The sequence below is a fragment of the Crystallibacter permensis genome (assembly GCF_025960875.1).
Classification (GTDB): Bacteria; Actinomycetota; Actinomycetes; order Actinomycetales; family Micrococcaceae; genus Crystallibacter; species Crystallibacter permensis.
Window position 1 is genome coordinate 159,777 of sequence record NZ_JAODLR010000002.1, and the last position, 21,415, is coordinate 181,191.

General features: G+C 63.0%; 16 protein-coding genes. 14 read left to right on the plus strand and 2 right to left on the minus strand.

Annotated features, from left to right (window positions below; all coding sequences use genetic code 11):
* Nucleotides 1-131: 131 nt before the first annotated feature.
* The 11 genes from B0G38_RS03110 to B0G38_RS03160 all read left to right on the plus strand — a co-directional run bounded on the left by B0G38_RS03110 (nt 132) and on the right by B0G38_RS03160 (nt 15,638).
* On the plus strand, nt 132-914 hold the full coding sequence (locus B0G38_RS03110) for a hypothetical protein (protein ID WP_264668092.1): 783 nt from the start codon (nt 132-134) through the stop codon (nt 912-914).
* 408 nt (nt 915-1,322) lie between these two features.
* Nucleotides 1,323-2,645, plus strand: coding sequence for a diaminobutyrate--2-oxoglutarate transaminase (gene ectB, locus B0G38_RS03115; RefSeq protein WP_264668093.1), 1,323 nt, complete (start codon nt 1,323-1,325; stop codon nt 2,643-2,645).
* Between the two features lie 110 nt (nt 2,646-2,755).
* Entirely contained in the window at nt 2,756-4,234 is a 1,479-nt protein-coding gene (locus B0G38_RS03120; RefSeq protein WP_264668094.1) for an aspartate kinase, read from the plus strand.
* A gap of 142 nt (nt 4,235-4,376) precedes the next feature.
* A complete protein-coding gene (locus B0G38_RS03125; protein WP_264668095.1) occupies nt 4,377-8,582 on the plus strand; it encodes a Pls/PosA family non-ribosomal peptide synthetase in 4,206 nt (1,401 codons plus the stop codon).
* Between the two features lie 20 nt (nt 8,583-8,602).
* Nucleotides 8,603-9,856 (plus strand): heparan-alpha-glucosaminide N-acetyltransferase domain-containing protein, encoded by a 1,254-nt coding sequence (locus tag B0G38_RS03130; protein WP_264668096.1) that lies wholly within the window; start codon nt 8,603-8,605, stop codon nt 9,854-9,856.
* A complete protein-coding gene (locus B0G38_RS03135) occupies nt 9,856-10,536 on the plus strand; it encodes a 4'-phosphopantetheinyl transferase family protein (protein WP_264668097.1) in 681 nt (226 codons plus the stop codon). The genes B0G38_RS03130 and B0G38_RS03135 overlap by 1 nt, the downstream gene beginning before the upstream one ends.
* A 59-nt stretch (nt 10,537-10,595) precedes the next feature.
* Nucleotides 10,596-11,639: a M20/M25/M40 family metallo-hydrolase gene (locus tag B0G38_RS03140; RefSeq protein WP_264668098.1), complete on the plus strand. Its 1,044-nt coding sequence runs from the start codon at nt 10,596-10,598 to the stop codon at nt 11,637-11,639.
* 893 nt (nt 11,640-12,532) lie between these two features.
* Nucleotides 12,533-13,771 (plus strand): MFS transporter, encoded by a 1,239-nt coding sequence (locus tag B0G38_RS03145; RefSeq protein WP_264668099.1) that lies wholly within the window; start codon nt 12,533-12,535, stop codon nt 13,769-13,771.
* Nucleotides 13,768-14,121: an ArsR/SmtB family transcription factor gene (locus B0G38_RS03150; protein WP_264668100.1), complete on the plus strand. Its 354-nt coding sequence runs from the start codon at nt 13,768-13,770 to the stop codon at nt 14,119-14,121. The genes B0G38_RS03145 and B0G38_RS03150 overlap by 4 nt, the downstream gene beginning before the upstream one ends.
* 142 nt (nt 14,122-14,263) lie before the next feature.
* On the plus strand, nt 14,264-14,893 hold the full coding sequence (locus tag B0G38_RS03155; protein ID WP_264668101.1) for a selenocysteinyl-tRNA(Sec) synthase: 630 nt from the start codon (nt 14,264-14,266) through the stop codon (nt 14,891-14,893).
* Nucleotides 14,894-14,993: 100 nt separating this feature from the next.
* The gene (locus B0G38_RS03160) at nt 14,994-15,638 is read left to right on the plus strand and encodes a copper resistance CopC family protein (protein WP_264668102.1); all 645 of its coding nucleotides are present in this window, start codon (nt 14,994-14,996) and stop codon (nt 15,636-15,638) included.
* A 304-nt stretch (nt 15,639-15,942) separates the two neighbouring features.
* Here the strand turns inward: B0G38_RS03160 and B0G38_RS03165 are convergent, their stop codons facing one another.
* A complete protein-coding gene (locus B0G38_RS03165) occupies nt 15,943-17,265 on the minus strand; it encodes a heparan-alpha-glucosaminide N-acetyltransferase domain-containing protein (protein WP_264668103.1) in 1,323 nt (440 codons plus the stop codon).
* 476 nt (nt 17,266-17,741) lie between these two features.
* Here B0G38_RS03165 and B0G38_RS03170 point away from each other — a divergent pair, with 476 nt between their 5' ends.
* The 3 genes from B0G38_RS03170 to B0G38_RS03180 all read left to right on the plus strand — a co-directional run bounded on the left by B0G38_RS03170 (nt 17,742) and on the right by B0G38_RS03180 (nt 19,632).
* Nucleotides 17,742-18,035 (plus strand): DUF1540 domain-containing protein, encoded by a 294-nt coding sequence (locus B0G38_RS03170; RefSeq protein WP_169995070.1) that lies wholly within the window; start codon nt 17,742-17,744, stop codon nt 18,033-18,035.
* Between the two features lie 315 nt (nt 18,036-18,350).
* Nucleotides 18,351-18,776 (plus strand): PRC-barrel domain-containing protein, encoded by a 426-nt coding sequence (locus tag B0G38_RS03175; protein WP_264668104.1) that lies wholly within the window; start codon nt 18,351-18,353, stop codon nt 18,774-18,776.
* Nucleotides 18,777-19,161: 385 nt separating this feature from the next.
* Nucleotides 19,162-19,632: a DUF4383 domain-containing protein gene (locus tag B0G38_RS03180; protein WP_264668105.1), complete on the plus strand. Its 471-nt coding sequence runs from the start codon at nt 19,162-19,164 to the stop codon at nt 19,630-19,632.
* Nucleotides 19,633-19,689: 57 nt separating this feature from the next.
* Here the strand turns inward: B0G38_RS03180 and B0G38_RS03185 are convergent, their stop codons facing one another.
* Nucleotides 19,690-21,339: an LpqB family beta-propeller domain-containing protein gene (locus B0G38_RS03185; protein ID WP_264668106.1), complete on the minus strand. Its 1,650-nt coding sequence runs from the start codon at nt 21,337-21,339 to the stop codon at nt 19,690-19,692.
* Nucleotides 21,340-21,415: the final 76 nt, after the last annotated feature.

The window sequence follows — 21,415 nt, forward strand, 5'->3', positions numbered from 1 at the left end:
CTCGCTTGCAGGTTTCACCTACCGGCGCCAGAGGCGCGCACTACTTGGTTTCGTACCGGAGGGCGTGAAAACCGCGGCTTCTTACCCAAATGTGTAACTAGGTAGCTAAGTCTGTTGCGAAGATGGGCACGATGGGAACTCGCAAAACACTGATGGGGATGGGGATGGCGGCGGTTTGCGCCCTCGCTGCCTGTTCTTCGCCTGCAAACTTCCGCGGCCCCGCCACGCCGGCGGCAGCTCCGCCGTCGGCAGCCGTAGACGGTCCCTGCCACAGCCTGGGCGAAGGGCTGGTTGCGTTCGAGACCGGGGATGCGGAACGGGTCACCTTTGCCATTGCAGACCGGTACCAGGAGACCAAGGTTGTTCTCACCAGCTGCGTGCAGGTGCCGGGCGGCTATGTCCAGGAATGGGAAGCAACCGGCTTCACGGGCAGCGCGGGGTTCGGGCGGTCCGGCGACGTGCTGGTGGATTCGCTGGAGACACCCACCGGGTCCTACACGGTGACCGAGGCCTTTGGCCGCAAGGATCCCGGGACGGCATTGGAATACCACGAGCTCAACGAATTCTCCCGCTGGGGCGGACGTCCGGGCGAGCATCACAACCGGTACTTCGAAGGCAGAGGCGCTTGGCCGGACGAAAATCTCTGGGAGCTGATGGAGATAGGTCTTTACGAACAGGCCGCTGTTATCAACTACAACCGGCTGCCGGATATGGAGCCGGAGCCCGGCCTGTCCTACGCAATCTTCCTGCACGCGGGCATGAGCGAATCCTGGGGCTGCCTTTCCACCGACCTGGCCATCGTCACCCGCTTCCTGAAGACGGCCGTGCCCGGCGACAGAATTGTCATGGGCGTGAACCGCGAGGTCTTTCTCGATGCCTCCAGCGCCCTCGTGGACCCGGACACGGAACAATAAGCCCGCACTAATTGTTCGGCACCATTTTAGACCCAGTTCTCCGATTCCTGGCGCCGTTCGCAGCGTCTGGTCCAGGTACTCTTCGCCCCCATCAGCACCGGCGGAGGCGAGCTCAGAGAAGTGCACATCAGCGATCCAGAAACCATAGTTCGCCGCATTCTTCGGCGCCAGCGTAAATCCCATCCCTAGGCAGCAACCCAACGACCACGACGAGCGGTCTGCCGGGGGCAATAAAAACCCATGGCCAGAGAACGGCTCCACCCCCTTGCCCTGCCCGAATGCCTGGGCCGCATCTACAGACTATCCCCAACATTTTCCAAAGGTCTGCTCCCTAGGGTCGTGTTCACTTCATTGCCCCGCTCCGAGGAGATGCGTCCGGAGCAGCCAGCGACCCCTAAGGAAGAGAAAATGACGGATATTTTTGCATCCCTGGAGTCCGAGGTCCGCAGCTACAGCCGGGGCTGGGACACTGTTTTCGACCATGCTGCCGGGGACTCGTTGTACAGCGAGGACGGCACAGAGTATCTGGATTTTTTCTCAGGCGCCGGAGCACTCAACTATGGGCACAATAATCCGCTCCTGCTGGAACCGCTGATCACGTACTTGCGCTCGGGCTCGGTAGTTCATTCGCTCGATATGAAGACGACGGCGAAGCGGCGATTCTTAGAGACGTTCTTGGAACTGATCCTAGTACCGCGCGGGATGGACTATAAGGTCATGTTCACCGGTCCCACCGGAACGAACAGTGTTGAAGCGGCGCTGAAACTGGCTCGCAAGGTGACTGGCCGGCATCAGGTGCTGAGCTTCACCAACGCGTTTCACGGGATGACCCTCGGCGCACTGGCGGTAACCGGCAATTCCATGAAACGCCAGGGGGCAGGAGTTCCGCTCAACAACGCCTCCAGCATTCCTTATGATGGCTATCTTGACCGGCAGACGGAAGATTTGCTGTGGCTGCAGCGCTCATTGGAGGACAGCGGATCCGGGCTGGACAAACCCGCCGCAGTCATTGTGGAGACGGTTCAGGGCGAGGGAGGGCTCAGGGCAGCCAGTGGAGCTTGGTTGCGCCGGCTCGCTGATATCTGTCAACAGCACGGTGTCCTTCTCATTGTGGACGATGTTCAAGCCGGGTGCGGGCGTACCGGCACGTTTTTCAGTTTCGAGGAAGCAGGCATCCGTCCCGACATTGTCTGCCTGTCCAAGTCGCTTTCCGGTTTCGGGCTTCCGCTGGCCATTACGCTGCTCAAGCCCGAACTGGACATCTGGCAGCCCGGGGAGCACAACGGCACATTCCGAGGCCATAACCCGGCCTTCGTGACCGGGACTGCTGCGCTGGAGCATTTCTGGAACGGCCGCGGATTCGAGCAACAGATCGCCGCCCGGGCCGTACAGCTGCACGCAGCTCTGGCAACGCTGGCGGCCGGCATAGAAGGCGCTCGCGTCCGCGGCCGAGGGCTCCTGGCCGGCCTCTATTTTCCGGACCGGACAATGGCACGAAAAATTGCCGCCGAATCCTTCGCCCGCGGCTTGCTGGTAGAAACCTCCGGACCGGAGGGAGAAGTGGTCAAAGTCATGCCGGCGCTGACGATCAGCGCGGAGAACATGGCCCGCGGGCTCGACCTTCTCGCAGGGGCGGTCCGCTCGGTTAGCTGTGAACGGCCCGAAGAACTATCAAGTGACTTCGGCGGGGAAGTCCTTGAGCCACCGGCGTCCAGCTCAGTTCTGCAGTAGGCGGTCAGCACGTCGGGTCCGAGCACACATTGGCAAGCGGCGGATAGCGCGCCGGATGCACCAGGAGAACAGGCCGGAGTTGTAGCGGCAGTCCAAGAGATGGGGTCAGGGTGAACAACTTCAAGCGCCTGGATGAAGCTATTGTCCGCATGGCGAACGACGCATTCGCCCAGCAGCACAGCGCCCCGACGATCGATGGGCCACTGCCGCTAGACATACTGCCGCCAGCGGTGGGCACGGCGGGACACTCGAAGAATGTCATAGTGCAGAAGTACGGCGGCTCATCGGTGGCGGATGCCGCAGGTATTCGGCGCGTTGCTCAGCGGGTGGCCGAGACACAGGCATCTGGACATCAGGTAGTAGCGGTGGTCTCCGCTATGGGCGACGCCACCGACGACTTGTTGGATCTCGCGGCCAGTGTTTCGCCTCATCCGCCTGCCCGGGAGCTCGACACCTTATTGACGACCGGTGAACTCGTTTCCGCGGCCTTGCTGGCGATCGCGTTGGCGGATCTGGGAGCCGATGTTCGGACATTCACAGGAAGCGCGGCGGGCCTCATTACCGACGACTTCCATGGCAAAGCCCGCATTGTCGATGTCGACCCGCGCCGGATCCGCGCCTGCCTGAAGAACGGTCAGATCGCCGTCGTGGCAGGTTTCCAGGGCAGGAGCCGCAAAGGGAAGACGGTCACCACTCTCGGGAGGGGAGGCTCGGACCTGACCGCCGTCGCGCTCGCCGCAGCACTAGGCGCAAGCGTCTGTGAGGTCTATACGGATGTCGACGGTATCTACACGGCGGATCCGCGGATCGTTCCCAATGCCCGCAAGATCGATGTGCTCGCCAGCGAGGAAATGCTTGAGTTCGCAGCCTCGGGAGCAAAGGTTCTCCACCTCCGATGCATCGAGTACGCTCGCCGCTTCGGCGTTCCGATTCATGTCCGATCCTCGTTCGCGCAAAAGCAGGGCACAATGATTCTGCCCAGTCTCGACCAGCACCATTCGGAGGCGCAGGCAGGCGAACAGACTCTGGTTTCGAACGTGGCAAGCGTCAACTCTGCAGCACAAGTCACCGTCGCTGGTATCCCAGACTGCTCCAGGACCGCCGCACGGCTCCTTCAGGACCTCGCCGCAGCGGGACTGAGCATTGAAATGCTCGCCCAAAACCCGCGAGATGCCAGCACCGAACTCGCCGATATCACTTTTACCCTTCCGTCCGCGGAGGTGCCGGCAGCGATTGCGGCTCTGGACGCGGCCCAGAGCCGCATCGGATTCGAAGCCCTCCACCACAACGACGAAGTAGGCAAGGTCTCGCTCACCGGACTTGGGATGCGCTCTTCCCCCACTGCCTTCAGCACATTTTTCCAAGCGCTGGCCGACGCCGGAATCAGTCCGGAAATCATCTCAATTTCGGAACTGTGCATCGCGGCTGTGACGCCTGCCAATCAGCTTGCCGATGCTGTCCGCGCGCTCCAGATCGCTTTTGGTCTAACGCCGCCGGAGGAGGAAGTGGCGGCCGATCCGCACGCCAGACACACGTCCCCTGTTCGTGTTCAGGCGGCCGCGTCAACGGGGCAAAGGGAATTTCCATGACATTCGGCTGGAAGGGAAGGCGGACGCTTGGACGCCCTGCTCGTGCTGGCCCGTTCCCGCGGTCAAAAACCACCTCAGCCGGCCCCTAACCGAGACACGCCCCCCCCCAGACACCGAAAGCACAGTAAAACGAGAGGTACCGATGGCTCTGGCTGATAATTCCTATCCTGCACGCGACCGTGAAGGCCAGGTCTCTGCCGGCCGGGCCGACGAGCATGTCAAACTCGCCGGACGGAGCGTCGAACTCAGCGAGTCAAAGTTCAGCGCAGCGCCGTATGAGGTGCTCTCGGACCCTTCGGCACGCGCAACTGACGCAGTTCATGAGACGGTGCCAGCTACTTTGGACCAGTTGCTGCTGCAGTCCTCGCACCACCAGAGTGTGCGGTGGTCACCGGGTGAGCGTCTGGAAACGCTCTTCGAGAGCCAATGCGACTCGTTACGCCGCGATGGCCGATCAGGCCAGTTGGCGGTCGACTCCGGGGACTCGACGTTGACCTACGATCAGCTGGACGCGCAGGCCAATCAGCTGGCCCGTCATTTGCTGGCCGACGGCGCACAGGCCGGCGACCGCATTGCGCTGCTGTTCGACAGCGCGGTGTGGTCCTATGTCGCGATGCTGGCGGTGCTGAAGATTCAGGCGGCGTATGTTCCGTTGGACGCCGGGTTCCCCACGGACCGGATGGGATACATCATGGAGGACTCCGGGACCAGCCGCGTGCTGACCCAGAGCCACCTGACCAGTCTCTTGCCGGAAGTCTGCTGCCGCGCTCTGGCTTTGGACGCGGCCGCCACGGACGTGGCGGGTCTGCCTGGCTCCCGACTCACGGACATCGAGAAGCCCGAACCGGTCGAGGACTTGGCCTACGTCATCTATACTTCGGGGTCCACCGGCCGCCCCAAGGGGGTGGGCATCGAACACTCCAGCATTTGCAACTTCGTCCGCGTCGCCGCCGAGGTCTACGGATATCAGAGCGACGACCGTGTCTATCAGGGGCTGACGATCGCCTTCGACTTCTCGGTCGAGGAGATGTGGGTGCCGTGGATGGTCGGAGCGACGCTGGTGCCCAAGCCGAGTTCGAAGAGCCTGCTCGGAGCGGACCTGGGACGCTTCGTAACCGACAACCGTATTTCCGCGATGTGTTGTGTACCAACCCTGCTGGCCACGCTGGAGGATGAGCTCCCCGGCCTGCGTTTCCTGCTCGTCTCCGGTGAAGCCTGCCCGCGCGATCTGGCCGAGCGCTGGCACCGGCCGGGCCGGCGATTCCTCAATGTCTACGGACCTACCGAAGCGACAGTGACCGCCACGTGGGACGTCATGCACCCCAACAAGCCCATTACCCTCGGTCAGCCCCTGCCGACCTACACGACCATGATCCTGGATCCCGAGAAGCCACGGGCCCTGCCGCGGGGCGAGATGGGTGAGATCGGCATCGCCGGGATCGGACTCGCAGTCGGGTACATGAACCATCCCGAGAAGACGAATGCAGTCTTCATCCCCGACTTCATGGGCATTCCGAACAACCCCTCCGGACGCATCTACCGCAGCGGCGACCTTGGCCGCATCACGGACGACGGGTTGATCGAGTACTACGGCCGGATCGACACCCAGGTCAAGATCCGCGGATACCGGATTGAGCTGTCCGAGATTGAATCGGTGCTCCTGCAAGTCCCCGGGATCGCGCAGGCAGTGGTCGCGACGCATGAATCAGCACCGGGGATGACAGAGCTCGCCGCGTTCTATACGTTGCGCAACGGCGTCTCCGATCTCGCGCCGCAGCTGATCAGGGAGGAGCTCCGCGACCGGCTGCCGAGCTACATGATCCCGGCCTTCTACGAGCAGCTTGAGACCATGCCGATGCTGCCCAGCGACAAAGCCGACCGGAAGAACCTGCCGACGCCCAGCCACCGGGTGAGCGCTTCAGTCGACGCCGAGTACTCTGAGCCCACCACGGATATCGAGGCGGCTCTGGCCGAGCAGCTTGCTGCCGTGCTGGGAATGGGACGCGTCTCCGTCGAGGCTCACATCTTCGACAACCTCGGGGCGAACTCCCTGCTGATTGCGCACTTCTCCGCCGCGCTGCGCAAAAACTCCGACCTGCCACCGGTCGGCGTCCAGGACATCTACGAGCATCCGACGATTCGAGGTCTAGCTGCGGCAATCGCAGCTCCGGCCACCGCCGACGTATGGGCGGAACACGAACCACGTCCCCGGCCCAAACGAAGGCGGGCCACCACTTTCGACATCGTGCTCTGCGGTTTTCTGCAGGCCGTGTTCACCATCGGCTACTCATATGCCTTCATGACCGCGATGGTGGTCGGTTATACCTGGGTCGCTGCAGGGGCCGGTGTCCTGGAAGTCTGGGGACGTGCGGTCATCTTCGGGGCCAGCGTCTTTTTCGCCCTCGCCATCGTCCCGATCCTGCTTAAATGGATGATCATTGGGCGGTGGGAAGAACAGAACATCCGTATCTGGAGTCTGTCATATGTCCGATTCTGGTTCGTCCGGGTCCTGCTCAGAATCAACCCGATGGTCTTCTTTATCGGCACTCCCATCCTTCCGTTCTATCTGCGTTTGCTGGGCGCCAAGATCGGCTCCAACGTCACCATCCTGACTCCCACGATTCCAGTGTGTACCGATCTGTTGACGATCGGCGAGGGGACTGTGATCAACAAGGACACGCGGTACCTTTGCTATCGCGCCCATAACGGATGGATTCAGACGGGGAGGGTCACGCTCGGCAAGGACGTTCAGGTAAGCGAGAAGTGCGTCCTGGATATCGGCTCCGCGATGGGTGACGGGGCGCAGTTAGGGCACTCGTCCTCGCTGCAGCGACTGCAGTCCGTGCCCCCAGGCGAAAGCTGGCATGGATCACCTGCCATGCCGACCGACGTAAACTACCGGGTGGTGGAGCCGCTGCGGAGCAGCCTGCGCCGGCGGGTAATCTACAGTGCCTTCGTCCTGATCAACAACACGGTGCTGTTCAGCCCACTGGGTCTGTTTGCCATCGCGCAGCTCGTGCCGGCCTATCTGCAAACCGGGCATCTGAACTATTCGAACCCGCGGTTCTACGCCGATCTGGTGCTGGTCTCGTTCGTCTTGCTGTTCGGCGGCCTGCTTACCGCTTTGGTCGGGGTGCTGACGCTTCCTCGGCTGCTCAACCTCTTGATCAAGCCGGGGCAGACCTACCCTCTATATGGCCTACGCTATGCGGTCCACCGGGCAATCTTCCGGATGACCAATGTCTTCCAATTCATGCATATCACCGCGGACAGCTCCCTGGTCGTGCACTACCTCCGACTACTGGGTTATAAACAACCCAACCTGGAGCAGACCGGATCGAACTTCGGTCCCGAACTCACCCATGAGAATCCATACCTGACCACAGTGGGATCCGGGACCATGGTTTCAGACGGCCTGTCGATCATGAACGCCGAGTACTCGGGCACGTCCTTCCGTGTCTCCGAGGTGAAAATCGGGGCGAAGAATTTCTTCGGCAATGACGTTCCGTATCCCGCCAGTGCCCGTGCCGGCGACAACATTCTCTTCGCCACAAAAGCCATGGTCCCTATCCACGGCGAGGTGCGCCGGGATGTCGGTCTGCTGGGTTCACCGGCATTCGAGATTCCACGAACGGTCGATCGAGACGCAGCGTTCCTCAAGATAGACAGCCGGGACGAGATCGCCCGCAGGTTGCCGGCCAAGAACTGGCACAATGCAGTGACGATTGGGCTGTACCTGCTCAGCCGGTGGGCTCTCGTCCTCGCCGGCCTGCTGTCGGCCTCGCTCGCGCTTACCTTATTCCCGGACGTTGAGGGACTCGGGCTCTATGTGGGCACCGTCAGTTTCTTCACCTTCATGATCGCCTTCTTGATCGTGCTCGAGCGGGCCGCCCAGGGATTCAAACCGCTGAGTCCGATGATGTGTTCGGTCTATGACGTGAAGTTCTGGCGGCACGAACGGTTCTGGAAGTTCATTACTTATCCGCTGCCTTTCTTGGATGGGACCCCGTTCAAGCCCTTGTTCTGGCGCCTGCAGGGCGTGCGGATGGGCAGACGGGTCTTCGACGACGGCTGCACCATTCCGGAGAAGACTCTGGTCAGTATTGGCGACGACACGACGCTCAACGCCCACAGCATCGTGCAGTGTCACTCGATGGAGGACGGCGTCTTCAAATTGGACGCCATCACTATCGGCCGCGAAGTCACAGTGGGGATCGGTATCTACCTGCATTACGACGTCGTCATGGGCGATGGTTCGGTGCTGGAGGCCGACTCCTTCTTGATGAAGGGGAGCCAAGTGCCGGAAGGCGCCCGGTACGGCGGCAACCCTGCACAGGAAATCGCATAGACCCCGAAAGAAGGACGAAGATGGGCTTGATTCAGGACAGCCAAGGAGGCCACATCGCCCGAGCAGGCGTGACGTCGACACAGAGTAATACGCGGCTGACCGGCATCGATGCGGCACGCGGTCTAGCCCTGATTGGGTTGATGGTCGTCCACATCCTTCCGGGCGAGAATGAGAACACCGGCAACCCAACTTTGCTGTTTCAACCGTTCTTCGGCCACTCCGCAGCGCTGTTCGCTTTCCTGGCCGGGGCGGGCCTGGCACTGTCATCTGGTGGACCGAGGCCGCACCGGGGGCGGAGGATGGCGGGGAACCGCCTTGGACTGGCGGTCCGGGCCGTCCTTATCGGAGTCATAGCCCTAGTGATCGCGGAGTTCATGCCTACGGACGATCCCCCGGCCTATGGCATTCTGCTCTTCTACTCGGTGTTCTTCCTGCTGGCCATTCCGTTCCTACATTTAAGACCCAGAGCACTCTTCCTTATTGCAGCGGTCTTCGCAATCGTCTCGCCGATCCTGCTGCAACGGCTGACCCCGGTGCTGCCTGATTGGTCGTCCACCAACCCCACTCTGGGGCATCTCTTCTCCGAGCCGGCCGCCGTGGCCTCGCAGCTACTGCTGACCGGAACGTACCCGGCACTACCGTACATGTGCTACATCCTGGTCGGATTGGGGGTAGGACGGCTGGACCTGCGGAGGAACTCCAGACTCGCCTACGTCGCCGGAACGGGAGCCGCCCTCGCGATCTTGGCCAGCGCGACGTCCTCGATCCTGCTCTACCTCGCGGGCGGCTACGAGCAGCTGCTGGCAACTTCCGGAATGACTGTGGAGGGCCTGGACGAAGCCATCCTCTGGGGACCTGAGACCGTTCCGGATACCTCCGGGTGGTGGCTCGCCATCGTCACTCCGCACACGAACATGCCGCTGTCGATCGCCAACAGCCTTGGTCTCGGTCTCCTAGTAACTGGCCTATTCCTCTTGGTCGCACGAAAGGCCGGACGCTGGCTGGCGCCCCTCGCTGCCATGGGCACGATGACCCTGACCCTCTACTCTGCGCACCTGCTCGCGCTCAGCCCTGAGGTGCACTACCAGGAACCATACGTGTGGTTCCTCGTGCATCTTACGGTCGCCATCGCTTTCAGCATGATCTGGAAGCAGTGGCTGGGACAAGGCCCGCTGGAGAGACCGGTTGCTGCGGCCGCCAGAAACTTCCGACGGATCGTCGAATACGCACCGGCAGAAGACTCTGACGGGGCATCAGGGTCGGCCATCCGTTGATGAGAGATCTCCTGCCACCGGGGACGTACGCGGCGGAGTGCTTCGGTGACCTGCTGCCAGACGTGGTTCTTCCGGATGAGTACGCGGCAGTCAGGACGGCGACTGCTGCACGTCGAGGTGAGTTCCACACGGTGCGAGCCCTTGCCCGCCGTGCCTTGGCAGGACTCGCCCTGGAAGCCCACCATCGATACGAGGTCCATCCGCTGCTGCCGGACGCCCGAGGTGCCCCGATCTGGCCCCTCGGTATCGTCGGCAGTATGACCCATACCCTGGACTATCGAGCCGCAGTGGTGGCCAAGTCCAGCACCTACGCCGCCATCGGCTTGGATGCGGAGTCGAACAGGGTATTGCCGCCGGAGGTGTGTGAGATTATCTGCCGGCCCGAGGAGTGGTCGATGATCGATGCGCTGTCGCGGCAGGAGCCGTCGCTGCCATGGTCCAGCGTGTTATTCAGCGCGAAGGAATCAGTGTACAAGGCCTGGTACCCCCTCACGGGGGCATGGTTGGATTTCGACGATGTGTCGGTGCAGATCGAGCACGATCCCCAGACGTTTCAAGCTCGTTTACCGGCTCCGGCCAGCGTGGGTCAGGCCAGCACGATCGAAGAACTGAACGGCCGCTGGATGGCCACCGCGGACCTGATCCTCACGACCGCATATGTGCCTTCGGACATTCGCTGACCAACAGCCCCGCCGCGCTAGACTACTGCTGTCGTAATTGTTGTAGTCATAAGGATGACATGAAACTGTACTGGCGCCGGAGAATGATTGTTGTATTCGCCGTGCTCGTGCCGATTGTTCTCCTTTTGGCGCTTGTTTTGGTCACTGCGCGAGCGGGCGACTCCGGGCCGCAGTCGCAGGTTCCCGCAGCAACCGAGCCGCAGGTGCAGGATCCGACAGCATATGACCATCTGAAAGTGTTTCAAGCAATTGCCGATGAGCACGGCGACCGCGCCACCGGCACCTCCGGTTATGAGGCCGCGGCCCGGTACGTCGAACATCAACTCGCCAAAATTGGGTATCAAAGCAGCCGCCAGTACTTCACTTTCGAACGTCGCGGCGAAGATTTTGAGTCTTTCAACATCCTTGCCGAGACCGAAACCGGCCGCGAGGACAATGTGATCATGCTTGGCGCACATTTGGACGGGGTGCGGAACAGCCCGGCGATCAATGACAACGCTTCCGGCGCGGCGGCACTGCTCGAGGCCGCGAAAGAACTCAGCCAGCAGGACGACCCCAACAACAAAGTGCGCTTTGTATGGTGGGGAGCGGAGGAATTTTCGAAGTCACCTGGTTCCAAGCACTACGTCGAGGACTTGGCAGCGGACGACGACGGCGAACTCGACAACATCGCCGCCTACCTGAACTTCGACATGGTCGCCTCACCCAACTATGTCATCGGGGTCTATGATGCACGGGAATCCGATCACAGGCCCCGGCTCGAAGTGCCCGACGGTTCGAGGCAGATCATGGAGTTCTTCACCGACTACTTCGACTCCCGCGACCAGCCCTGGGTGGCTACTGGGTGGAATTTCGATTCCGATCAGAGGGCGTTCATTGAGGAAGGCGTTGCAGTGGGCGGCCTGTTCACCGGTGGCGACGAGAGGAAATCGCGCAAGGAGGCCAACCTCTTCGGCGGCGAGGCAAGGGAGCCGCGCGATCCCAATTACCACACGTCAGGCGATGACATCAGCAACGTTGATCAGGAGGCGCTGAGCATTATGACCGACGCGATCACACATGCCGCTACCAGCCTGGCTGAGGACAGCAGCGCCCTCGAGTAATCGGCGCAGCGAGGAGAGAGCAGCCCGGGAAGTCGAAAGCCCACTCGGGGAGCCAACGGGGGGAGGACGATGGCCTCACAGGCAGCGAGGGGTGCAGGCGTTCAGGCGACATGCTGGTGGATTCGCTGGAGGCACCTGCCGGATTCCACACAGCCTTCGAGGCCTTTGGGCGGGAGTCCCGGGACTGCCCTGGAAAACCACGAGCTCAACCAGTCCTACCGCTGAGGTGGACGTCCGGGCGAGCATTACAACCAGTACTTCGAGGGCAAGGGCGCCCAGCCGGGCGAAAATCTGTGGACGCTGATGAGGAAGGCTTTACCAACAGGCCGCTGGCATCAACTAGAACCGGCTGCCGGACATGGAGCCGGAGGCGGACCTGTCCTACCCGATCTACGTGCAGGCCGGCGTGAGCGAATCCTGCAGTTGCATCTCCTTGGACCTGACCACCGCCACCCAGGTGCGTTTTGTAGACCCAAGTGGATACCTACTGCTTCTATGTGCGCAGAGGTACATTCTTCTGCGAATCCACGACTCGGCAGAATTGAACGCCGCTGGCATCGCCAATTTGTTCTGGTAGGAGGGAGCAGCTCACAGGACCGCGGCGCACGAGCCGGAAGAGCGCGAGTCAGCAGGCAAGGAGCTCTATGGAGAGCTCCATGACTGCTGTGCTTACGGAGGCCGGAAGTTCCATAGTGGCAGGCAGGAGCTGCCCGAGGACGTCAAGGAGCGCTGACGTAAAAACGCGAAATAACTGGCCCTGCTGCGCCCTTCGGGCCTTGCCTTGCTCTTGGGGCAGTCGTGAAGGCCTGTTGCAACCAGCGCATGGATCTACACTAGTTATGTGCACATAAATGCACATATGTATCTTGGAGCGGATCAAAGGGAGAATTGCCGTGCTGGCTGTATTGGGTGACCGGGTGTACGGCAGGTTGTTCGCGGCCCAGGTGGTGGCGCTGGCCGGCACGGGACTGCTGACTGTTGCCCTCGGGCTGTTGGCGTACGATCTGGCCGGCGGAATGGCCGGGGCCGTGCTCGGCACGGCGTTGACGATCAAGATGCTCGCGTATGTGGGTGTTGCCCCAGTCGTGGCGGCGCTGGTGGAGCGGTTGCCGAAGAAGGCCGTCCTGGTCGGGGCGGACGTGGTGCGCGCCGCGATGGCGTTGTGTTTGCCGTTCATCACGGAGGTCTGGCAGATTTACGTGCTGGTTTTCCTGCTGCAGGCGGCCTCGGCGACCTTCACACCGGCGTTCCAGGCGCTGATTCCGGCGGTGCTGCCGCAGGAGAAGGACTACACGAAGGCGTTGTCGCTGTCGCGGTTGGCCTATGATTTGGAGTCTTTGCTCAGCCCGGCGCTGGCGGCACTGCTGCTGACCGTGATTTCTTATCATTCCCTGTTCGTCGGAACCGCTGCCGGCTTCGCTTTCTCGGCGCTGATGGTGATCGGTTGCCGCCTGCCAGTGCCGGCAGCGGCACCTGTAGAAGGCTCGCTCTGGCACCGCACCACGCTCGGGGCGAGGATTTTCCGGGCGACTCCGACGCTTCGCAGCCTGCTGGCGCTGAACCTGGTCGTTGCGTGCGCCACCGCCATGGTACTGGTCAACTCAGTGGTCTACGTCCGGGACGTCTACGGGCGGCCGGATACCGATCTGGCGCTGGCGCTGGCGGCCTACGGTGCCGGGTCGATGATCGTGGCGCTGCTGGCACCGCGGATCCTGGACCGGGTCGGGGACCGCAGACTGATGCTCACCGGCGCCCTGGTCCTGCCGGCCGGGTTACTGGCCGCCACCGGCGTGACCGCCGTGGGAGCGTCCGGGGGCGGCTGGTGGGTCCTGCTTGGGCTGTGGCTGGTCATGGGAGCGGGTAATTCGATGGTCCTGACCCCCTCGGCGCGGTTGCTGCGCCAGGCCTCCACGGAGTCGACCCGTTCCTATGTTTTTACCGCGCAGTTCGCCCTCTCCCACGCCTGCTTTATCTTCACCTACCCGCTGGCCGGGTGGGCCGGCGCCGGCATCGGATTGACCGCCGCCTGTGCTGCGCTGGCTATCCTTGCGATAATGGCAGCGGCAGCGGCGTGGAAGGCCTGGCCGGCTGACGCTGCCGCCTTTGTCCCGTCGATGAAAGCAGCAGCATGAGCGAACCCGCGCGGGTGCCCAGTTTCCGGCATCCGGTCGAGCCCGACCGGGTCCGGCTGGAAACGGCCACGGACCTGCTCCGGATGCTCGCCGAGCCCACGCGGCTGCACCTGCTCTGGGTCCTGACCGCCGGGCCGGCCAATGTGACCGAGCTGACCGAGGCAACCGGTGCCAGCAGGACAGTGGTGAGCCAGCACCTGGCCAAACTGCGCCTCAGCGGCCTGGTCGATGACCGCAAGGACGGGCGGAAGGTCGTTTATTCCATCCATGACGGGCACCTGAACCGGCTGATCCTGGAAGCCCTGAACCATGCCGACCACCGCATTACCGGCGAACCCGTCCACGACTGAGCCCGCGCTAACCGCCGTCCCGGACCGGGCGATGGCGTTCCGCCCGGAAACCCGGTGACCTCCACATGCTATACACAGGCCGCCGCCGCTACTATTGTCTGCCAGGACCAGATCAACCGAAGTGAGGAAGGAGAATATCTGTATGCCCGCCACGGCACGCCTGCGTATTCTCCGCTCCCTCGCCGTGGTCGCGGTCGTTATGGCCCTGGCCGCGGGAGCGCATGTGGCCGGCGGCGGTTCCCTTCCGGCCCCCGCGGTCATGCTCGGGCTCGGGGTTCTCTGCCTCGTCCCGGTGACCATGCTCTCCTCGCGCAGGTTTTCCTTCCCCATGCTCTCCGGTCTGGTCGGCGGCGGACAGTTCCTGCTGCACCAGGCCTTCACGGCAATGTCTCTGTCCGCGGCCTGCCTGCCCTCGGCAGGGGAAACCCGCGGCCACCACGCACATGTGGCGTCGCTGGCGTGCCAACTGCCCGGCTCCCCTGCAGCTAGCCACGTCATCAATGATGCAGCGGGAGTGCTGATGTTCGGAGCCCATGCGCTGGCTACCGCCGCCACCGTCCTGATGCTGGCCAGAAGCGAGGAAGCGCTCTGGCTGCTGACCGCTTGGCTCCGGCCGCTCGTTCTTCTCCTGCGGCCAACACCCATGCCTTCCGTCCGGCTGCGCCAGGGCATTGGCGGCCCTGTTTTCCGTCCGACCGCCGCCGTCTGCCCGTATGTCCATGGGCGGCGTGGGCCACCATCCAGGCCTGTCCCGGCGCTGCTGCCCCTCTGAACGATTTGGACGGGGTGCCGGCCGGATCATTCCTGTTCCCGACATCCCTCCTGCGCCCGGTCGAATACGCCCGGAAGCAGTTCAGAAAGGTCCATCCACCATGTCCAAGAGATCCACGAAAACCGCCGGCCCCGCAGCCCTGATCGCTGCCCTGTCCCTTACGCTGGCGGCATTCTTCGGGACCGCGCCGGCCCAGGCCCACGACTCCCTGCTCTCGACCACCCCCTCCGACGGGGAGACCGTGACGGAAAATCCCGGCGAAGTGACCCTGACCATGAGCAATCCCCCGCTGGCCAGCGAAAGCATCGAGTCCAGCCAAATCGAAGTCACCGCCCCCGACGGACACATCGTCAGCAGCGGAGACGTCACCATTGACGGCGCCGTCCTGAGCATCGACGCCGTAATCGACCATGAAGGCGAACACACGGTCGCCTGGCGGACGGTCTCCGCCGACGGACACCCCATCGAAGGCACCTTCACCTTCGTTTACGCCGCAGAAACGCCTGCGGCAGAAACCGGGGACCCGGCAACGTCCAGTGCAGCGGCGGAAGAATCCCCAGCCGCAACAACGCAGCCGCAGGAAACCACCCCGGCACCCCAGGAAACAGAGGATGCAGACGCAACACCGGCATCCCAGACCAGCGAAGGACCTAACACCGGCGCACTCATCGCCGGCGGCGCCATACTCCTGGCCCTCATCGCCGTCGCGGCCTACCTGGTCCGCAGGAAACTCGCGAAGAAATAAAGTGCGCTGCCGGGCCGGGCCAGCCCTCGGCCCGCCCGGCTGCCACCGGGTAGACCCGATGGCCATGCCTGGTGACAGGGCCTTTCCCTACTATCGGTTCAGCGCTGTTTCAAACGCGACAGTACCTGGCGGTGTTCCCACAAGGTGACGGCCGGATGGGAAAGGCACCGGTAGGGAACCTCGACATAGTTCCGCCCGTCCGGATCCAACACCCCAAATGCGGCTGATGTCACGCTGCCGCGGTCCTGCAGGTCGTGGCCTACTAACGGGGCATCACCGGTCGGTTCTCCATGGACACCGCCGCTCACTGCCGCCCGCTGTCGGATCCGTCCCGTCTGTCGCGGCCGCTGCCCAAGAGTGGATCGGCCTTGGGCGCATCCGGAAGTCCAGTTGCTGGTGCAGCGGGGGTGGCGTCGGTGGTTTCGTCCTTCACTGTTTGCTTGGCATTTCGGGCGGCCGCGGCGACCATTCTCTCTAGCGGCCCTTGACCGAACTTCCGGTGCCAGACCCAGGCGAATCCGGCGGCTGTGATCAGGTGGAGGACGAACCACAGGGCGGGTTCGTCGTAGTGGAGTTCCGGGGCCAGCGCGATCAGGTGGGCGGAGTAGAGAGTGAGGGTCATGGCACCCATGGCGGCCAGGGGCTTCAGCCACTGCCCGGCCTTGGGTGCTATGAGCAGGAAGACCCCGGTCACCAGCAGCCCCATGCCCAGGCTGGCGGCGATGGCAAGGGGGGTATTGGTGTGCGGGGTAGCGATGGCCAGCCACCAGGCAGAGGGATCAGAGATTTCGTCCGGACCGAATGTGAGAGCCCGCTCAAGATCGCTGCTGGTCATGCCCGGGGTGGCCAATAACGCCTCGTATCCGCCGGCGACCTTGAGCAGCAGGGATGACGCCAGGTTGGCCAGGACGGCCAGGGCGGCACCGGTCCCAGTGATGAGTCCCTGGACCCGGATACTGCGCAAGTTCAGCCGGCCCAGGCCCAGCCCGACCAGGAGATAGGTCATATAGGCCAGGGCCGGATAGGAGCCGGTGAGCAGCAGTTCCGAGGCCGTGCCGAGCGGTTCGGTAACCAGGTTCACCACGGTGTGGTTCCAGGCCGAGGACTCCGGCAACACCGGACCCAGCAGTTGGTGCAGGATCGGGGCGATGATGCTGAAGGCCGCTGCACTGAGGAAGAGCATTAGAGGACGCAAATGCAGGAACGGAATGGTCATCAGGAAGAACACCGCGTAGTACACCAGGATGCCGTAGGCCGGGGGATCCCAGGGCAGGATCGCCGAGATCACCAGCCCTATGGACCCGATCACCACGGCCCGCGCCGCCAAGCCAATCCTGTCCCCAGTCATCCGCTTGCCCCGGTGCGGGGCCGACCCGCCGGAGGACAGGGCCAGCCCCATCCCGGCCAGCAGCGCGAACAGCGCAGCCGAGTCTCCGGAGAACAGGTTCCACGCCAGGGTCGGCTCCTGCGTTACTTCGTCCTCGGACGGGAAAAGGTGGATGGCCATCAGCCCGACCAGCGCCAGGCCGCGGGCCGCATCGATGCCGATCAACCGCTTACCGGCCCGGCCCGATGGCGTCGCGGGTGGATCCTCAGTGAACTTCTGGGAGACTTCATCTGCACTCATCGCGGATCCTTGTCCTCGTTCGTCATGGGACGTTCCTGGGTCTGACTTGTCGTGTGGCTTGTTCGTTTACCAGCCCAACACGGGTGGCTAGGTCCTACTTATGCCGTTGCTGTGCAGGGCCTGTGATCAGCGTGCCTGGGTTGCCACCGGCCGGGCTGCCTTCGGTCTCGATTGCACCGTCACTACCCAAACAACGACGACGGCACCACCGATCCTGACCTTTTGGGATTCCGCTCGCCCCGGGGATGGGAACACATCAACCTCACCCGCGACTACATCTGGCCCCGCACCAACCGCATCAAACCTGGCGGCAGGTCTGTCATGAGCCTGGACCACACGGGCTTTCTTGATCCCGCCATCACGGACAGACAGCGACAATTAGGGCACAAAATCAGCACTAATTATTCAGCTCCATCCGGGCTTATCGTGGAATGAGGCGTCGTCCGTTCCGGACGACCTGACATGGAGGTTCTGTCGTGACTGTTACCACCAGTGTTGCCGACTGCAGCGTGACCCGCTGCGGGTTCAATGACCATGAAGGCTGTACCGCGGTTGCCATCACCGTAGGCGGAGGTGAAGACCATGCCGCCTGCGCAACCTTTGTAGACATCGGAAAGCATGGCGGCCTGCCCAAGGTTCTCGCCCAGGTGGGCGCTTGCCAGCGGGCGGAGTGCGTCCACAACGACCACCTGCTCTGCAGCGCAGCCGAAGTCCATGTCGGCCCGGGAGCCGACAATGCGGACTGCCTAACCTACGCACACAAGCCCTAGCCGGCCTGCCGGTGACCGGCTTCCGGCTTCCGGCACCGCCGTAGCCATAGCTCGGCCCTTGCGCTGGAGTGTCGCCTTGAACCGCTCCAGCGCATTTCCCTGCCCAAAATTAGCGGATGATCACGCGCCCGGCAGGGAAAACGATGTAGCGGCTTCCCGGCCTCGGATGGAGTCACAGGTGGATAACATCCGTTGCAGCCCCTCGGTACCGTCCGTAACGTGAAAAACAGGGCGCAGACAAACCCGCCCTGGATGGAGGAGTCCAGGACCAAGCAACCGAACCCGCTCGATACTGAATTGCGACGAGGAGAAATCATGACAGACGATAAAGCCGCCAGCCTCCAAAAGCTCAGCGACATTGCCCGGACCGTCTCCCAAGAGGACGAAGACATCCGTGGCAGGAACGTCAAAGCCAGAGACGGTGAAGACCTTGGCGAAGTCGACGACCTCCTGGTCGACCCGACGGAGAACAACGTACGCTTCCTGGTGGTCGCCTCCGGAGGATTCCTGGGGCTGGGCCAGACAAAGTCGTTCATTCCCGTTGAAGCCGTCTCCGGCATCACTGCCGATGAAGTCCGTATTGACCAGGCAAAAGACAAGATAGCAGGTGCGCCAACGTACGATCCCGACATCGTCGAGGAACGCGGCTATTACGAGGATCTCTACGGCTACTACGGATACACCCCCTACTGGGCTCCCGGATACATCTACCCCGGCTACCCCTATCCTCCGGTGAGGTGATAGCCGTACCTTCCTGACCGTCCCGCACGCACGTCGTTAGGAGTTCTCCGGGTGACCCTTGAACTGAATGTGGCGCAAAGCGTGGCCGGGTCGTTGTTTATCGCTGTCCTGCTCGCCGCGCTGCATTTAAGCGCACCGGGCATCCGCAAACTGCCGCTGGTACCGGAACGTGCCACGGGGTCGTTCGCGGGCGGTCTGGCGGTCACTTATGTTTTTCTGCACCTGCTCCCGGAGATCGCCGCAGGTTGGAGTTCTCTTCTATGCGGCCCTCCTGGCTCTCATTACGGCACTCAGCGGATAAGGAGGGAAAGCCAACAAGCAGACAGTGGGGCTGGTCCAAAGACAGAAGCATGGCCTTGCAGGTCGCAATCCGAGGGAGAAGAAAATGGTCAACATGAACAAACCGCGCCCGGACGAACGGCGGGCCCATGCAACGCCGGTGCAGAAAACCGCGCGGGTCGTCGCCATAGTCCTGGGCCTGCTGGGAATTCTTGGCTTCATCCCGGGCATTACCACTGAGTATGGCCTGCTGGAGGTAACCGGCATCGGCACCGATGCCCTCCTCTTCGGGCTGCTACCGGTGACCATTACGCACAATGTTCTGATGCTGCTCTTCGCGGTCGGCATTTTTGCTGCTGCGCAGCGCAGCGCCGGTGCGACAAAAGCCACCCTGATCGGGCTGGCGTTGTTCAATGTCGCTTGCGCGGCCTATGGGCTCATCAACGTCAGGTACGGGTCTACCCTGTGGGTGCCCGCAGGCGAAGCGGACAACTGGTTCCATCTGGTGCTCGGCGGGGTGCTGCTCGGTATCGGTCTGATCAGAGGTCCGAAGAACCTGGGCCGCGGGAAGTCCTGATTCCGGTGGGCTCGAGCGTGCACAGCTCCCCCAAGCCTTGATGCTGGGATTCCCCGCTTAGCCGGGGAAGGCCGGATCCAGGACCAGCGGTGGCGGCTGCGGCGCCCAGCTCTGCCCCACGCGCGAGTAGAGAGCGTCCGAAGCCTGGACGTAGATGTTGTCCGGTCCGTTCCCTGCGCTGATTTCTTCCATGCCGTCCAGCTTCCCCAGTTCCTCGGAGCTGCCGTCGAGCCGGAGCACAGCGGCCTCGCTGCCGTCGGAGTCCAGGACCGCTACGGTCGTTTCGTCTGCCCAGGCTGCGCTGTCGGCGGCGACAGGAGAAGGCAGTTCGTTCGGCTCGCTCAGCCGGATGGGGACCCCCTCCCCGTCACGAACTATGCCCGCCACCAGCACCTTGCTCTCCCCGTCCTCTTGCGTGACCAGCAGGGCGCGGGTTCCGTCGCGCGAAATCCTCAAGTCGGTCACTTCCGCACCTGCCAGCCATTCTGCAGCAACCGGCGCTGCAGGCACGCCGCCCTGGTCCAGCGGAACCGCCGAGACCGTGCCGCGTCGGCCGGATGCGGTCCAGACCCACCCAAACGGGCCGATGCTGGGACCGGTCAGTTCCGTGCCGGCGACCACGTTCCTGACCGTTCCGTCCGCACCGATCGTGTAAAGTCCGCCGTCGCCGAGGAAGGCGGCTTCGTCCCCGTTGGGAGCCAGCGCGGGTTCGCTCGGATGCAGCTGCGAAACCTTCGGCAGTGGCGTGTTCTGCACGGCGGATCCTTCGTAGAAGACCAGCTCGCCGTCGAGCACGGCAATCTGCCTGCTTCCGACCGCCGGATCCTTCACCGCCGGCTCGAATCCCGCCGCGGCCCTTTCACCGATTTCAACATCACGCTGGCCCACCGTCATCCTGATGCTGCTCACCGTGTTCAGCGGACCAAGGGTCAGCTCCAGTTGCTGCTGCATCCGTTGGCGGTCCAAGAAGGTCGTGCCGTCAAGGGCAGCGGACGTCAGGTCCACGCTGGCCACACCAGATTCGACCGGCACCGCCTGCTGCGCGAGCCGGGTGCCTTCGGGGAAAACGCTCACCACGGCTTCGGCCAAATAGGGCGCGGGACCTTCGAGCAGAAGCGTTGCCAGGTTCGCCGCGACTCCCTGGCGGCTGGCAAGCCACCGGGTGTCGGGAACCGCGTAGCTGTAGGTGGGGTCGAAGAAATACGCGGTATACCCCTCAAACAGCGAGGGGAAGTCCGAGGCGGAGACCATCGTCCCATCCGGTATGCCGGAAATGCGCCACTGGCCGTCCACCTGTTCGAGCTCCACGGGCACGGAACGCGTGGTCCCGGGATCCGCAATGACCCTGATGCCGCGGGAATCAATCACGGACGCCACCTCGAAGTTCAGGACATAGGCGTGTTCCCCGGCTGCTTTGGTGATCTTTACCCCGCCGTCGTAGACCAGCGTCCGCTCGGTAGGCCGCCATTCGCCCGCGAGCTTCGGAGCCAGGAATTCCCGCGCCGTACCGTAATCATCCTGGGCCGCGGTGCCCGCCAGCAGGAAGCCTTCGATGACCTGCTCTGGTCCCGCACCAGGCTCGGGTCCCGGCGGATTGAAGGTGTAGTCCCCGACCGGGGCCCCTTCGGTCGGCGGTTCGATCTTATCTACCGGCCCCATGTCGGGAATCGAAGAACATCCGGTGACGGCCAGCCCAAACAGCAACACGGCAACCAGTGTCCTGAACGCTGAGCGCAATACGATAATGTCCTTCCAAACAACGACGTCGGCCGCTCGCCTTGGC

Excerpts from the sequence above, each read along its gene's own strand:
- B0G38_RS03110 (WP_264668092.1), top strand. The coding sequence starts at position 132 with ATGGGAACTCGCAAAACACTGATGGGGATGGGGATGGCGGCGGTTTGC.
- ectB (WP_264668093.1), top strand. The coding sequence starts at position 1,323 with ATGACGGATATTTTTGCATCCCTGGAGTCCGAGGTCCGCAGCTACAGC.
- B0G38_RS03125 (WP_264668095.1), top strand. The coding sequence starts at position 4,377 with ATGGCTCTGGCTGATAATTCCTATCCTGCACGCGACCGTGAAGGCCAG.
- B0G38_RS03130 (WP_264668096.1), top strand. The coding sequence starts at position 8,603 with ATGGGCTTGATTCAGGACAGCCAAGGAGGCCACATCGCCCGAGCAGGC.
- B0G38_RS03135 (WP_264668097.1), top strand. The coding sequence starts at position 9,856 with ATGAGAGATCTCCTGCCACCGGGGACGTACGCGGCGGAGTGCTTCGGT.
- B0G38_RS03140 (WP_264668098.1), top strand. The coding sequence starts at position 10,596 with ATGAAACTGTACTGGCGCCGGAGAATGATTGTTGTATTCGCCGTGCTC.
- B0G38_RS03150 (WP_264668100.1), top strand. The coding sequence starts at position 13,768 with ATGAGCGAACCCGCGCGGGTGCCCAGTTTCCGGCATCCGGTCGAGCCC.
- B0G38_RS03155 (WP_264668101.1), top strand. The coding sequence starts at position 14,264 with ATGCCCGCCACGGCACGCCTGCGTATTCTCCGCTCCCTCGCCGTGGTC.
- B0G38_RS03160 (WP_264668102.1), top strand. The coding sequence starts at position 14,994 with ATGTCCAAGAGATCCACGAAAACCGCCGGCCCCGCAGCCCTGATCGCT.
- B0G38_RS03165 (WP_264668103.1), bottom strand. The coding sequence starts at position 17,265 with ATGAGTGCAGATGAAGTCTCCCAGAAGTTCACTGAGGATCCACCCGCG.
- B0G38_RS03175 (WP_264668104.1), top strand. The coding sequence starts at position 18,351 with ATGACAGACGATAAAGCCGCCAGCCTCCAAAAGCTCAGCGACATTGCC.
- B0G38_RS03180 (WP_264668105.1), top strand. The coding sequence starts at position 19,162 with ATGGTCAACATGAACAAACCGCGCCCGGACGAACGGCGGGCCCATGCA.